Origin of the sequence: Pantoea sp. PSNIH1 (assembly GCF_007680655.1) — a bacterium.
Classification (GTDB): Bacteria; Pseudomonadota; Gammaproteobacteria; order Enterobacterales; family Enterobacteriaceae; genus Pantoea; species Pantoea eucrina.
Window position 1 is genome coordinate 401,066 of the sequence record NZ_VEIP01000001.1, and the last position, 15,348, is coordinate 416,413.

Annotated in this window: 10 protein-coding genes; 9 read left to right on the top strand and 1 reads right to left on the bottom strand. The window is 57.6% G+C overall.

What is annotated here, in order from left to right:
* Positions 1-50: 50 nt before the first annotated feature.
* From FS690_RS01835 to FS690_RS01855, 5 genes are all read left to right on the top strand, one after another.
* Positions 51-1,037, top strand: coding sequence for a D-cysteine desulfhydrase (locus FS690_RS01835; protein WP_094111347.1), 987 nt, complete (start codon positions 51-53; stop codon positions 1,035-1,037).
* Between the two features lie 164 nt (positions 1,038-1,201).
* Positions 1,202-2,002 carry a cystine ABC transporter substrate-binding protein gene (gene tcyJ / locus FS690_RS01840; protein WP_039385043.1) on the top strand — a complete coding sequence of 267 codons (801 nt, stop codon included), beginning with the start codon at positions 1,202-1,204 and terminating at the stop codon, positions 2,000-2,002.
* On the top strand, positions 2,002-2,670 hold the full coding sequence (gene tcyL / locus FS690_RS01845) for a cystine ABC transporter permease (protein WP_071667941.1): 669 nt from the start codon (positions 2,002-2,004) through the stop codon (positions 2,668-2,670). The genes tcyJ and tcyL overlap by 1 nt, the downstream gene beginning before the upstream one ends.
* Positions 2,667-3,419, top strand: coding sequence for an L-cystine ABC transporter ATP-binding protein TcyN (gene tcyN, locus FS690_RS01850; protein ID WP_071667940.1), 753 nt, complete (start codon positions 2,667-2,669; stop codon positions 3,417-3,419). Before tcyL ends, tcyN begins: the two co-directional genes overlap by 4 nt.
* A 399-nt stretch (positions 3,420-3,818) precedes the next feature.
* Positions 3,819-4,898, top strand: a complete 1,080-nt coding sequence (locus FS690_RS01855; protein WP_071667939.1) for an acyltransferase family protein — start codon at positions 3,819-3,821, stop codon at positions 4,896-4,898.
* 617 nt (positions 4,899-5,515) lie between these two features.
* Here the strand turns inward: FS690_RS01855 and putA are convergent.
* Positions 5,516-9,460 (bottom strand): trifunctional transcriptional regulator/proline dehydrogenase/L-glutamate gamma-semialdehyde dehydrogenase, encoded by a 3,945-nt coding sequence (gene putA / locus FS690_RS01860; protein WP_145338996.1) that lies wholly within the window; start codon positions 9,458-9,460, stop codon positions 5,516-5,518.
* Between the two features lie 527 nt (positions 9,461-9,987).
* On the opposite strand from putA, the gene putP reads away from it, so the two are divergent.
* From putP to efeB, 4 genes are all read left to right on the top strand, one after another.
* Positions 9,988-11,472 carry a sodium/proline symporter PutP gene (putP, locus tag FS690_RS01865; RefSeq protein WP_145338997.1) on the top strand — a complete coding sequence of 495 codons (1,485 nt, stop codon included), beginning with the start codon at positions 9,988-9,990 and terminating at the stop codon, positions 11,470-11,472.
* A gap of 257 nt (positions 11,473-11,729) precedes the next feature.
* Entirely contained in the window at positions 11,730-12,563 is an 834-nt protein-coding gene (gene efeU / locus FS690_RS01870; RefSeq protein WP_145338998.1) for an iron uptake transporter permease EfeU, read from the top strand.
* Positions 12,564-12,604: 41 nt separating this feature from the next.
* Positions 12,605-13,720, top strand: coding sequence for an iron uptake system protein EfeO (gene efeO, locus FS690_RS01875; protein WP_145338999.1), 1,116 nt, complete (start codon positions 12,605-12,607; stop codon positions 13,718-13,720).
* Between the two features lie 2 nt (positions 13,721-13,722).
* The gene (gene efeB / locus FS690_RS01880; protein WP_145339000.1) at positions 13,723-15,003 is read left to right on the top strand and encodes an iron uptake transporter deferrochelatase/peroxidase subunit; all 1,281 of its coding nucleotides are present in this window, start codon (positions 13,723-13,725) and stop codon (positions 15,001-15,003) included.
* Positions 15,004-15,348 lie beyond the last annotated feature (345 nt).

Consider the following 15,348-nt stretch of genomic DNA (forward strand, 5'->3'; position numbering starts at 1 on the left):
ATCTTCTGCAACACTACAGGGATATCTTCACACTGCCCTGGAGGCCTGCATTGTCCCTACATCTTCTGCACCAGTTTCCGCGTCTTGAGCTGCTTGGCGCACCTACGCCGCTGGAGCATCTGCCGCGTCTGTCCGATTACCTTGGCCGCGATATTTTTATTAAACGCGATGACGTTACGCCGGTCGCGCTGGGCGGCAACAAGCTGCGCAAGCTGGAGTTTCTGGCCGCGGACGCGCTCCGCCAGGGCGCGGATGTGCTGCTGACCGCCGGTGCGATCCAGTCCAATCATGTACGCCAGACGGCCGCAGTGGCGGCGCGACTCGGCCTGAAGTGCGTGGCGCTGCTGGAAAACCCGATTGGCACCACGGCAGAAAATTATCTCTCCAACGGCAACCGCCTGCTGCTTGATCTGATGGACGTGGAGACGGAGATGGTGGCGGCGCTGGATAATCCGCCGCAGCAGCTCAGCGACTACGCAGAGCGTCTCGAAGCGCAGGGGTATCGCCCCTATATCGTGCCGGTCGGCGGCTCGAATGCGCTGGGCGCGCTGGGATACGTAGAGTGCGCCCAGGAGATCGCCCATCAGAGCGAGGGCGTAGTGGATTTCGCGGCGGTGGTGGTGGCATCCGGCAGCGCCGGTACCCATGCCGGTCTGGCGGTAGGGCTGGAGCAGCTGCTGCCGGAAAGCGAGCTGGTTGGCGTGACAGTGTCACGTAGCGTGGCCGCGCAGCTGCCGGTGGTAGAGCGGCTGCGCAGCGCGCTGGCAGAGCAGCTTGAGCTGAAGCCGCAGGCGGCGATCACGCTCTGGGATGAGTACTACGCGCCGCGCTATGGCGAACCCAGCGAAGAGGGCATGGAGGCAGTGCGCCTGCTGGCACGGCTGGAAGGTATCATGCTGGATCCGGTCTATACCGGCAAAGCGATGGCCGGTCTGATTGACGGTATCAGCCAGAAGCGCTTCCGGCGCGAAGGGCCGCTGCTGTTTGTACATACCGGCGGCGCACCGGCGTTATTTGCTTATCATCCTTCGGTATGAGACAGGCTGACGAAACGCTCTATAATCGCTGCCACAGACAGGCGTAACGTCACCACGGAGATGCAATTTCTGTGGCGTTCATAATAAGACTACGCTATCTGTTACAGGGTGCGTCACGCGACGCACCTGCACTGACACACACAACAGATAATAACGGGGTAAACATGGCTTTCTCTCTGATTCGTCGCCCGCTGGCGATGGGAATGATGGCGGTGGCGCTGCTCGCAGGCATCAACGCAAAAACCTTTGCCGCTGAAGATTTGCTGGCACAGATTAAAAATAAAGGCGAGCTGCGCGTGGGCCTTGAAGGCACCTATCCGCCGTTCAGTTTCCAGGATGAGCGCGGCAAACTGACCGGCTTTGAGGTGGAGTTTGCGCAGGAGCTGGCACAGCATCTCGGCGTAAAAGCGGCGCTGAAGCCGACCAAATGGGACGGTATGCTGGCGTCTCTGGATTCAAAACGTATCGACGTGGTGATAAATCAGGTCACTATCTCCGATGAGCGTAAAAAGAAGTATGACTTCTCCACGCCGTACACCATCTCGGGCGTGCAGGCGCTGACGCTGAAGAAAAACGCCGGCACCATCACCAAACCTGAGGACCTGGCAGGGAAAAAAGTGGGCGTGGGCCTCGGCTCCAACTATGAGCAGTGGCTGCGTGATAACGTCAAAGGCGTCGATATCCGCACCTATGATGATGACCCGACAAAATATCAGGATCTGCGCTCCGGCCGCCTGAACGCCATTCTGGTCGATCGCCTGGCCGCGCTCGATCTGGTGAAGAAAACCGGTGACACCATGGCCGTAGCGGGCCCGGCGTTCTCGCGCCTGGAGGCTGGCGTGGCGGTGCGTAAGGGTAACGACGATCTGCTGAAAGCGATCGATCAGGCGATGGCAGAGATGCAGAAAGATGGCTCGCTGAAAAAACTCTCTGATAAATGGTTTGGCACGGACGTGACGAAATAATGCTGGAGAGCGTACATCTGGTGCTGGATTCAGCACCTTTTTTACTTAAAGGGGCACTGTTTACGCTGCAGCTCAGCATCGGCGGGATGTTCTTTGGCCTGCTGCTGGGCTTTATTCTTGCCCTGATGCGCCTGTCGCGCTTCTGGCCGGTGAACTGGCTGGCGCGCATCTATGTCTCAGTGTTCCGCGGCACGCCGCTGATCGCCCAGCTGTTTATGATCTACTACGGCCTGCCGCAGTTTGGCATTGAACTCGATCCCATTCCCTCCGCGATGATTGGCCTGTCGCTGAACACGGCGGCCTATGCGTCAGAGTCGCTGCGCGGTGCTATCGCCTCTATCGAGCGCGGGCAGTGGGAAGCGGCGGCCAGCATTGGTATGACCCCGTGGCAGACGCTGCGCCGGGTGATCCTGCCGCAGGCGGCGAGGACTGCGCTGCCGCCGCTCGGTAACAGCTTTATCAGCCTGGTCAAGGATACCTCGCTGGCGGCCACTATCCAGGTGCCGGAGCTGTTTCGTCAGGCGCAGTTAATCACCTCACGCACGCTTGAGGTGTTTACCATGTATCTGGCCGCCTCGCTGATCTACTGGATCATGGCGACCGTGCTCTCCGCGCTGCAGAACCGTCTTGAAGCGCATGTTAATCGTCAGGATCGGGAGGATAAATGAGTGCAATTGAAGTCCGCCAGCTGGTGAAAAAATTTCACGGGCAGACGGTGCTGCACGGCATCGATCTCGACGTGGCTGCCGGGGAGGTAGTGGCGATTATCGGCCCCAGCGGCTCGGGAAAAACCACGCTGCTGCGCAGTATCAATCTGCTGGAGGTGCCGGATCAGGGTAGCGTGACGGTAGGCGGCATCACCATTGACGCCAGCCTGAGTCTTAACAAACAGAAAGAGAAGGTGCGTCAGCTGCGCCAGCAGGTCGGGTTTGTGTTTCAGAACTTCAATCTGTTCCCGCATCGTTCGGTGCTGGAAAACATTATTGAAGGGCCGGTGATCGTTAAAGGTGAGCCGAAAGCAGAAGCGCAGGCGCGGGCACGTCAGCTGCTGGAGAAGGTCGGGCTGACGGGTAAAGAGGCGAGCTTTCCGCGCCGGCTTTCCGGCGGGCAGCAGCAGCGGGTGGCAATTGCCCGCGCGCTGGCGATGCGTCCGGAGGTGATTCTGTTTGATGAGCCGACGTCCGCGCTTGACCCGGAGCTGGTCGGCGAGGTGCTGAACACCATTCGCGCCCTGGCGCAGGAGAAACGGACGATGGTGATCGTCACGCATGAGATGAGTTTTGCGCGTGATGTGGCTGACCGCGCTATCTTCATGGACCAGGGGCGCATTGTGGAGCAGGGGGAGGCCAGAACCCTGTTCAGTAATCCGCAGCAGGCTCGTACCCGACAATTCCTGGATAAATTTCTTAATCAGTAATATTCAGGGCCGGTTCGCTGGCCCTTATTTATTTCGCTGCTATCATATCCCTTCGCGTTTCTCTTATCCTTTTGGTGCATAGTCATATAATTGTCTTATTGCTAAATTATTAACTGGCTTCTCTGTTTGCAGATTGCTCTTAATTAAACAGCAGCTTTTCTTACTGATTATTTTTCCTGAATCACAGTTTATAACTCTCTGTGCCGCTTCAGGCAGATGTAAATGCATTTTGATTAACGTAAAGTCTTGTTACATCAGGGCCAGCAAAGACAATTTAGGACTTTCGCCAGATACACTCCCCGCAGTGCTGTTGAATAATCGTTTAATAACCATAACTCACGAACTGATTATTAATGCGTTTACCTCTTACAGACCTACACAGCTTTAGGAGTCAACCTGATGAAAGATAACGGGAAAAATGATATAGGCTGGATAAATACACTGAAAGGTGCCTGTATTTTGCTGGTGGTGCTCTATCACACCGTATTACCGGGATTTGAAACAACGATAAAATATTTGAGTGCCGGATGGTTTCCGGCGGAAATATGGGTACAGTTTAATACGGTACTGTCGCCATTACGTATGCCGGCATTCTTTTTTGTTTCCGGCCTGCTGGCGACCAATGGCATTTTGAATCGTTCATGGAAACAGGTATTTACCAGCCGTATTACCAATCTGTTCTATCTCTATATTTTGTGGGGCTTTATTCAGTGGTGGTCAATTGTCGGGATTTCCACAGAAATCACCGGGCAACGCATTTCGCAAAATCTTAATGCGGCCTATGCCGGTTCACTGCTGGAGTTTCTCAAGCTGACGTTTATGGCGATGAGTACCTCCTGGTATCTGTATGGTCTGGCGATCTACTTCCTGTGTGCAAAAATTTTTCATCAGCAGAAAATCGCGCTGCTGGTTGTGGCGGTGGTACTGAATTATCTGGCGGTGGAAAAAATCATTCCCTACTGGGGGCCGCAGAGCGTCGCGCAATATTTCCTGTTCTTCCTGCTGGGCGCATTCTGGAGCCCGGTGATGCTGCGCCTGAGCGAGCTGCGCCGTGAAAACCTGCTGCCGTGGGCGGCACTGGCCGCGCTGACGGGACTTCACGTGATTATGGGCCTGGATAAAAGCCTGTTTATGTGCGTCATCGCCGTGCTGGTGAGCGTGGCGGCCTGCCGCTGGCTTAACCAGCATTTCAGTATGCGTTTTTTCAACTGGGTAGGGCGCAATACGCTGCAAATCTACGTTATTCACCGCATCTTTATTGAGTTTTTCGGGATGTCGGCGATTCTGTTTGCCCAGCGCCATCACCTGTTTGAGCAGGCGTGGTTCTCCGTGCTGTGGGCCTGTTTCTATCCGCTGGCAATCGTCGGGATCTGTTCGCTCTGTTCAGTAGCGGTCTGGTCACTGACCAACCGCGGCCTGGGCCAGTCGCTGTTCCTGTTCCCGACGCTAATCGGCATGAAGCGTCGCAAAGCAGCGTAGGTAAATACAGGCGCAACAATTCCAACCGCAGGGGACGCATTCATGCGTCCCCTGCTTATTTATACGCCGACGGTGGTGTTTGGGCGCCATTAATGGCGCCCCTGTGGATACAATAATTCCCACCGTAGGGGACGCATTAATGCGTCCCTGGTGATGTTCGGGCGCCATTAATGGCGCCCCTGTGGGTACAATAATTCCCACCGTAGGGGACGCATTGATGCGTCGATGCTGGTTTCCGGGCGCCATTAATGGCGCCCCTACGGGTACAGTAATTCCCGTCGTAGGGGACGCATTGATGCGTCGATGCTGGTTTCCGGGCGCCATTAATGGCGCCCCTGTGGGTACAGTAATTCCAACCGTAGGGGACGCATTGATGCGTCGATGCTGGTTTCCGGGCGCCATTAATGGCGCCCCTGTGGGTACAGTAATTCCCGTCGTAGGGGACGCATTGATGCGTCGATGCTGGTTTCCGGGCGCCATTAATGGCGCTCCTGTGGGTACAATAATTCCCACCGTAGGGGACGCATTAATGCGTCCCTGGCTACATTCATGCGTCCCTGGCAAACCCGCAATAAAAAAGGGCCCGCAGGGGGCCCTTTACTGTCATAACCTGACGTTTAACCGATGGTCATCAGGCTGGCGTTGCCGCCTGCCGCCGCGGTGTTGACGCTCAGCGAGCGTTCAATCAGCAACCGCTCCAGCAGCAGATTGGTTTCTCCGCGGGCAAAGCCCTGGACGGAAACAATAGCGCCCTCGCGGGCAGCGATATCGGCACACAGCGTACGCAGCTGATCGGCATCACCGTGATAGATCACCGCATCGAACTCACCGGACAGGGCATCTTTTGCCAGACGGATGCGCTGCTGTACGGCCGGCGGCAGCGCTTTCAGCAGGGCGCGATGCAGCTCATCATCCTGCCATAGCGCCTGACTGCCGACGCTGGTTACCGCGGCCAGCTGGATCAGCGCATCCTGCTCATTATCGGCCAGGCAGAGCACACGTTCACGCGGCAGCAGGCTGAAGGTGTTGCGTTCGCCCGTCGGGCCCGGCAGCAGACGCACCGTGCCCGCCTGCGACAGCTCATCATAGCGCTGGCACAGCGCCTGCAATGCTGGCTTATCCTGCGCCCAGTTCTGCAGCGCCTGGTGCGCACCCATCAGCGTTGTACGCACGCTGCTGTCAACCGGCTGCTCAGCATCCTGACGATCGAAGGTCAGGCGCAGCGCGCCATCCGGACGATGTGCCAGCAGGCGGTAGAGATAGAGCGGGCCACCCGCTTTCGGGCCGGTACCGGAGAGGCCTTCGCCGCCAAACGGCTGCACGCCAACTACGGCACCGACCATATTACGGTTCACATAGAGGTTGCCGACGTGCGCGTTTGCAGTAACCTGAGCGATGGTTTCATCAATACGCGTATGTACGCCAAGCGTCAGGCCATAGCCGGTGGCATTGATCTGCTCAATCAGCTGCGGCAGGCTGCTGCGTGAGAAGCGCACCACGTGCAGCACCGGTCCGAAGATCTCTTTATCGAGATCGCTGACCTGATCCAGCTCAATCAGCGTGGGTTTGATAAAGGTGCCGCTCTCCCACTCTTTACGGTCCTGCGCATTCTCCTGCACCGCCTGATAAACGGTAAAGCCTTTGTTGCGCATCGCCTGAATGTGACGCTCGATGCCCGCTTTCGCTTCCTGGTCGATAACCGGACCGATATCAGTTGAAAGACGCTCCGGGTTGCCCATGCGGCACTCCGCCATCGCGCCGCGCAGCATCTTAATGGTGTGATCGGCGGCATCTTCCTGAATACAGAGCAGACGCAGCGCCGAGCAGCGCTGGCCGGCGCTGTCAAACGCGGAGGCAACGATATCCACCACCACCTGTTCGGTGAGGGCAGAGGAGTCAACGATCATAGCGTTCATGCCGCCGGTTTCTGCGATCAGCGGCGTCGGACGCCCCTGCGGATCGAGACGACCGGCAAGATTACGCTGCAGCAGCGTCGCCACGGCGGTTGAGCCGGTGAACATAACGCCGCGCACGCGCTCATCGCCGGTGAGCTGTGCGCCCACGGTTTCACCCTGACCGGGCAGCAGCTGCAGCACGCCGGCGGGCACGCCTGCATCCAGCAGGATCTGCACCGCCTGCGCCGCGATAAGTGGCGTCTGCTCGGCCGGTTTTGCCAGCACGCTGTTGCCTGCGGCGAGCGCGGCGGCAATCTGACCGGTAAAGATCGCCAGCGGGAAGTTCCACGGGCTGATACAGACTACCGGACCCAGCGGACGATGCGTTTCGTTGTCAAAATCATCGCGTACCATGCCGGCGTAGTAGTAGAGGAAGTCGACCGCTTCGCGCACTTCGGCGATGGCATTGTTGTACGTTTTGCCCGCTTCGCGCACCAGCAGACCAATCAGCTGCTGCATCTGCGCTTCCATCGCCTGACCGGCACGCTCAAGGATCGCCGCGCGCTCGGCTGGCGGAGTGGCAAACCAGATCGGTCCGGCGCCGACCGCCGCATCCAGCGCGGCAGAGACTTCGGTTTCGGTGGCTTCGCGCACGCTGCCGACCACGTCAGCCGGCGCCGCCGGGTTCAGTACCGGCTGGCTGACACCCGTTTCCAGGGAACCCTCGATCATCGGCTGGGCCACCCACGGCTGGCTGGCGCTGTTCAGCAGGGCGCTGGAGAGTGAGGCGAGGCGATGTTCATTTGCGAGGTCGAGACCCGCTGAGTTCGGACGCTTGTCGCCATAGAGATCGCGCGGCAGCGGGATCTTCGGATGCGGCAGACCCACGGCGCCTTCGGCTGCGCCCATTTTTTCTACCGCTACCACCGGGTCAGCAACCAGCTCATCTATCGGCAGGCTCTTATCGGCGATCCGGTTAACAAAGGAGGTGTTGGCACCGTTTTCCAGCAGGCGACGTACCAGGTAAGCCAGCAGCGTTTCGTGCGTGCCCACCGGCGCGTAAATACGGCAGGGACGGCTGAGTTTGCCATCGGCCACTTTGCCCACCACCTGTTCATAGAGCGGCTCGCCCATGCCGTGCAGGCACTGGAACTCATACTGGCCCGGATAGTAGTTATTACCCGCCAGATTATAGATAGCGGCCAGCGTGTGGGCGTTGTGCGTGGCAAACTGCGGGTAGATCTGACTCGGTACCGCCAGCAGTTTGCGGGCGCAGGCGAGATAGGAGATATCGGTATATACCTTACGCGTATAAACCGGATAGCCTTCAAGACCTTCCATCTGCGCGCGCTTGATTTCGCTGTCCCAGTAGGCGCCTTTCACCAGACGGATCATCAGGCGGCGACGGCTGCGCTGTGCCAGATCGACCAGCGAGTCGATCAGCATCGGGCAGCGTTTCTGGTAAGCCTGAATTACGAAGCCAATCCCGTTCCAGCCTTCCAGCTCAGGCTCAAAGCAGAGTTTTTCCAGCAGATCCAGCGACAGTTCAAGGCGATCGGCCTCTTCGGCATCGATATTGATGCCGATGTCATATGAACGCGCCAGCAGCGTCAGCGATTTCAGGATCGGATAGAGCTCTTCCATAACGCGATCGTACTGGGCGCGGCTGTAGCGCGGATGCAGCGCAGAGAGTTTGATCGAGATGCCCGGGCCTTCATAAATGCCGCGGCCGTTGGAGGCTTTACCAATCGCATGGATCGCCTGCTGATAAGAGAGCAGATAGGCTTTCGCATCGGCGGCGGTCAGGGCCGCTTCACCGAGCATATCGTAGGAGTAGCGGAAGCCTTTCTCTTCCAGCTTGCGGGCGTTGGCCAGCGCCTCAGCGATGGTCTCGCCGGTAACGAACTGCTCGCCCATCAGGCGCATGGCCATATCCACGCCTTTGCGCACCAGCGGCTCGCCGCTTTTACCGATAATACGGTTCAGCGAGCGGGACATGCTCGCTTCGTTATGGGTTGAGACCAGGCGTCCGGTAAACAGCAGGCCCCAGGTCGCGGCGTTAACAAACATGGATGAGCTGCGGCCCAGGTGCGACTGCCAGTTGCCGTTGCTGATTTTGTCGCGGATCAGCGCGTCGCGGGTGGGTTTATCCGGAATACGCAGCAGCGCTTCTGCCAGGCACATCAGCGCCACGCCCTCCTGCGAGGAGAGGGAGAACTCCTGCAGCAGGCTTTGCACCATTCCGGCGCGTCCGGTTGCACCTTTCTGGTGCCGCAGCTTGTCGGCAAGGCTATAGGCCAGCTGATGGGTTTTCTCTGCCAGCGGAGCGGGCAGGCGCGCCTGCTCCAGCAGCATCGGCACCGCTTCCGTCTCGGGCCGGCGCCATGCGGCGGTAATTGCGGAGCGGGTAACCGACTGCGGCAGAATGTGTTCAGCAAAGTCGAGGAACGGCTGCAGGCTCTCTTCGGGCAGGTTCTCTTCTGCCGTGGTTTCACTGGCCTGCAGGGGAATTTCCGGCAGGGTCTCGCCCGCTTCAAGCTGGGTTAAGTAATTGAAAATAGCCTGCTTAATCAGCCAGTGAGATGTGCGATCGACCTTCTGTGCTGCCAGCTTAATGCGCTCGCGGGTGGCTTCATCCAGCTTCACCCCCATGGTAGTTGTTCCCATGAATTCCTCGTCTTGAAAAAATAAATCAACATCAGCGTGGGCTGCACTATCACTCATGTTGCAACTTTGTGCAACCGTGTTAAATGTGACCCAGATTGCATGCCTGAAAGCCGTTTGTTTGTTAACTGTAAAGAAACGGCACGTTTCTTGCTGCAAGAATCTCGCCAGAGTTGCAACCGGGTTCACTAAACCGCAAAAAGTCGCGTTTCTGGTGCAACCAAAAGTTTGAACGGGCGCAACCTTTGAGCAAAGAAATGAGAAAGAGAGGTGAAACTCAGGTAACAGCTGTGTTAAATCCATTGTGCGCATCGCACCTTTGCGGCAGGATACCGCGCCTTAAGAGAAATTCGCTTCTCTGGCGGCGGTAACGCGCAGTGGCCACCCCGTTCCGGTGCTGCCGTGTGATTCGATTGCCGTGACAAAGAGGGTAAGTGATACGTCGCGCCAGGGAGACGTCCGGCTAATGCTGCTGAGGCAGGGCGGGCAAAGAATTTCTCTTAAGCAATTACATAATAAGTGGAGAGAGTATGAGTACAAGTACACCAATGCTGGTGACCTTTGTTGTCTATATCCTTGGGATGGTGCTGATAGGGTTTATCGCTTACCGGTCAACCAAAAACTTTGATGATTATATTCTGGGCGGCCGCAGCCTGGGCAGTTTTGTTACGGCTCTCTCAGCCGGTGCCTCCGACATGAGCGGCTGGCTGCTGATGGGTCTGCCCGGTGCCATCTTCCTGTCCGGCATATCTGAAAGCTGGATCGCTATCGGCCTGACAATTGGCGCCTGGCTGAACTGGAAAATTGTGGCGGGTCGTCTGCGCGTGCAGACCGAGCATCACGATAATGCGTTGACGCTGCCTGACTTCTTTACCAGCCGCTTCGAAGACAAAAGCAAGCTGCTGCGCGTGATCTCCGCGGTAGTTATCCTGATTTTCTTCACCATTTACTGCGCTTCAGGCGTGGTTGCCGGTGCGCGCCTGTTCGAAAGCACCTTTGGTATGGATTACCAGACTGCTATCTGGGCGGGCGCAGCGGCCACCATTCTCTATACGCTGGTGGGCGGCTTCCTGGCCGTGAGCTGGACCGATACGGTGCAGGCGACGCTGATGATTTTTGCGCTGATCCTGACGCCGGTGATTGTAATCATTGCCGTAGGCGGCTTTGATGATTCCCTGACGGTGATCCGCGAGAAGAGCATCGAGAACCTCGATATGCTCAAGGGGCTCAATTTTGTCGCGGTCATCTCGCTGCTGGGCTGGGGGCTGGGCTATTTCGGGCAGCCGCATATCCTGGCACGCTTTATGGCGGCAGACTCCCATCGCTCCATCCGTACCGCGCGTCGCATCGGCATGGCGTGGATGATCTTCTGCCTGGCGGGCGCGGTTGCCGTAGGCTTCTTTGGTATCGCCTACTTCCAGAATAACCCGGCGCAGGCCGCGGGCGTCACGCAGAATGGAGAACGTATCTTTATTGAGCTGACGCGTATTCTGTTTAACCCGTGGATCGCCGGTATTCTGCTTTCGGCCATTCTTGCTGCGGTCATGTCCACTCTGAGCTGCCAGCTGCTGGTCTGTTCAAGTGCGCTGACGGAAGATCTCTATAAGGGCTTCCTGCGTAAAAATGCCAGCCAGCAGGAGCTGGTATGGGTCGGACGTGCCATGGTGCTGCTGATTGCACTGATTGCTATTGCCCTGGCATCCAATCCGGATAACCGGGTGCTGGGCCTGGTGAGCTATGCATGGGCTGGCTTTGGCGCGGCGTTTGGTCCGGTGGTGCTGTTTGGTGTCTGCTGGAAGCGCATGACGCGTAACGGCGCGCTGGCGGGAATGGTAATTGGTGCCGCGACGGTGCTGCTGTGGAAACAGTACGGTTACGCTGAGCTGTATGAAATCATTCCAGGCTTCATCTTTGCCAGCATCGCGATTGTGGTCTTCAGCCTGACGGGCAAAGCACCTTCCGCCGCCGCGCAGCAGCGTTTTGCCGCTGCGGAAGCGGAATACCAGGCAGATTAAGGTATTCGCGCGGTGCGTTGCGGCACCGCCATCAAAAAGGAGGCACAGTAATGTGCCTCCTTTTTACGTTGAGGCGTCAGGCAACGTGATTCTGCCGACCTTTCTGAACAGTCATCCCCTGACTTCTCCCCCCTGTGCAGCAAAATAATTTCCCGCAGTGACTTGTTTTTTCTGCAGCGATAATGATAATCGATATCGTTCGCGCTTTACGTTTTTTTACGACAGATTTACCCTGCTAAACACTTAAGAGGCAAACGATGTTTGTTCCGTTTCTCATTATGCTCCGTGAAGGTCTGGAAGCGGCGCTGATTGTCAGCCTGATCGCCAGCTATCTGAAGCGCACCGGACGCACCCGGTGGTTCCCGGCGATGTGGGGCGGGGTGATAGCGGCCATTGTGCTCTGCGCGGGACTGGGTATCGCCATCAATGCCACTACCGGTGAGTTTCCGCAGAAGCAGCAGGAGCTGTTTGAAGGCGTGGTAGCGCTGATTGCGGTCGTGATGCTGACCACCATGGTGTTCTGGATGCGCAAAGTTGCGCGCAGCATGCGCCTGACGCTGGAGAAGTCAGTGGATCAGGCGCTGGCAAAGCGGGGCGGCAGCGGCCTGCCGCTGGTGATTATGGTGTTTCTCGCCGTAGCGCGCGAAGGGCTGGAGTCGGTGTTCTTTCTGCTGGCGGCCTTTACGCAGGATGTGGGCTATGCCCCACCTGCGGGCGCGCTGCTCGGCCTGCTGACCGCAGCGCTGCTCGGTACGCTGATCTACTACGGCGGCGTCCGGCTTAATCTGGCCCATTTTTTCCGCTGGAGCAGCCTGTTCATTCTGTTTGTAGCCGCCGGGCTTGCGGCCGGCGCAATCCGCGCTTTCCATGAGGCGGGATTGTGGAACCACTTCCAGGCAACGGCGTTTGATATAAGCAGCGTGCTCTCTGTGCACTCTCTGGCCGGTACGCTGCTTGAAGGCCTGCTCGGCTATCAGGAAGCGCCCAGCGTCAGTGAGGTTGCAGCCTGGCTGCTCTATCTGGTGCCGGCGCTGCTGCTGTTTTTTTTCCCGGCGCCTTCTGCTCCGGTTGCCGCACGCAGCCTGCGCTAATCCCGATTGTTTTAACCTGACTCTTTAACACGGATACCATCATGAATACCACGTTACGCGCTACCGCCTCTGTCGTCGCGCTGCTGCTTTCCGGGGCTGCATCCGCTGCAGAGATCCCGCAGTTCACCGTCACCGTTACGGATAAACAGTGTGAGCCCATGACGATGAACGTGCCAGCGGGTAAAAGCCAGTTCATTATCAAAAACCATAGCCAGAAAGCGCTGGAGTGGGAGATCCTGAAAGGGGTCATGGTGGTCGAGGAGCGGGAAAATATCGCGCCGGGCTTTACGCAGAAGCTGACGGCAAATCTGGAAGCGGGTGAGTACGAGATGACCTGCGGCCTGCTGAGTAATCCGAAAGGCAAACTGACGGTGGCCGGATCGGGGCAGTCATCAACGCCAGAGCAGAAAGAGCTGCTGCAGCTGGCTCAGCCTATCGCCGACTATAAAGCGTACGTCCTGAATGAAGTTAACGCACTGGTAAGCAGTACCAAAGCGTTTACGGCAGCCATTAATGCAGGCGACGGTGACAAGGCGAGAACGCTCTATGCGCCGACCCGCGCCCACTATGAGCGTATTGAGCCTGTTGCTGAACTCTTCTCCGATCTGGATGGCAGTATCGACGCACGCGAAGATGATTTTGAGCAGAAAGCGGCAGATCCTAAATTTACCGGTTTCCACCGCCTGGAGAAGCTGCTGTTTGCCGATCGCACAACGACCGGTGCCGCGCCTTTCGCCAGTCAGCTCAATGACGATGTTAAAGCGCTGCAGGCGCGCATCAGCGCGCTGGCATTTGCGCCGGTTAAAGTCGTGGGCGGCGCAGCGGGTCTGATCGAAGAGGTGGCTTCGAGCAAAATCTCCGGAGAGGAGGATCGTTACAGCCGCACTGACCTGTCTGATTTCCGGGCAAACGTCGACGGCGCGCAGAAAATTGTGTCGCTGCTGCGCCCGCTGTTGCAGCAGCGGAATCCGCAGCTTCTGGCAAAAATCGATACTAACTTCAGCAAAGTTGACGTAATACTGGATAAATACCGTACGGCTGAGGGTTACGCATCCTATGAGAAGCTGACCGCGGCCGATCGCAATGCGTTAAAAGCACCGATTACCGTGCTGGCTGAAGATCTCTCGCTGCTGCGCGGCACGCTGGGCCTCGATTAACCATGGCTAAACAGCATGATGCCATGCAGCCGGCACGTCGCCGGTTACTGCAGGGGCTGGGTGTGCTGGGCGGTGCGGCTGCGCTCGGGGGCAGCTGTCCGTTCCACGCTGGCGCAGCAGCAGAGCATTTTTCTCCGGGCACGGTTGCACCTGATGCGCGTCAGCAGGTGCAACCATTTTACGGGGCGCACCAGGCGGGTATCCTGACGCCGCAGCAGGCCGCCATGATGCTGGTGGCCTTTGACGTGCTGGCCGACGGTAAAGCGGAGCTGACGCGTCTGTTGCGGCTGCTGACGGAGAGGTTCGCCTTTCTGACGCAGGGCGGACCCGCACCAGCGGTGACAAATGCGCAGCTGCCGCCGGCTGATTCCGGCATTCTCGGTGCCACTATTGCACCGGATAACCTGACGCTGACGCTCTCCGTGGGCAGTTCGCTGTTTGACGAACGCTTTGGGCTGGGCGCGCACAAGCCTGCACAGCTGCAGGCCATGACACGCTTCCCCAATGATTCGCTTGACGCCAGCCAGTGCCACGGGGATTTACTGATTCAGATCTGCGCCAATAGTCAGGACACCGTGATCCACGCGCTGCGCGATATCATCAAACACGCTCCCGATCTGCTGGCGGTACGCTGGCGGCGCGAAGGCTTTATTCCTGAGCACGCAGCGCGCAGTCACGGGCAGGAAACCCCGATTAATCTGCTGGGTTTTAAAGACGGTACGGCGAATCCGGATGCGCAAAACGGCGCGCTGATGAATAAAATGTTGTGGGTTACGGCCGATCAGCAGGAGCCCGCCTGGACATACGGCGGCAGCTATCAGGCGGTGCGGATTATTCGTTTCCGCGTTGAGCAGTGGGATCGCACGCCGCTGGGTGAGCAGCAGACTATTTTTGGCCGGGAAAAGCTCAGCGGAGCGCCGCTTGGCGGGCATCATGAGCATGATGAGCCGGATTATGCCAGCGATCCGGATGGGGAGGTGATCGCGCTGAATGCTCATATCCGGCTCGCTAACCCGCGTACGCCAGAGACGGCGGACAGCCTGATACTGCGGCGCGGCTACAGCTACTCCGCCGGGATCACCGGGGCAGGGCAGCTTGATATGGGGCTGCTGTTTATCTGCTATCAGCACGATCTCACTAAAGGCTTTATCACAGTGCAGCAGCGGCTTAACGGCGAGGCGCTGGAAGAGTATGTCCGACCCACCGGCGGCGGCTACTTTTTTGCGCTGCCGGGCGTCGCCGATGCCACGCGCTATCTTGGTCAATCGCTGATTGAGGCCTGAACCCTGCTTCCGGCAATGCGTGTTGCGGCAGATTAGCGTTATGCTCTGCAAAAGGATCCGCAAAGGATCCTTTTAACATTTTATATAACGCATTATTTTAATTGAATTTTTTATGGTAAGCGCCTGATGCCATCGCCACAACAAATCTTAATTTGCATCTAAAAGTAAAAATAGTGTTGCAAATTTTCGGCGCTATGTTTCACTTTACTCATAAGCGTTGTCAGTTTTGTGGCATCAGCCACTGGAGTTCGCGCATGAGGCGTTCCATTCCGGAACCAGCAGGTGTAACACAGCAAGCGCAGTTCTCTGCGGGAGAGAGCCTCCTGTCAACGTTTTACTCATCTT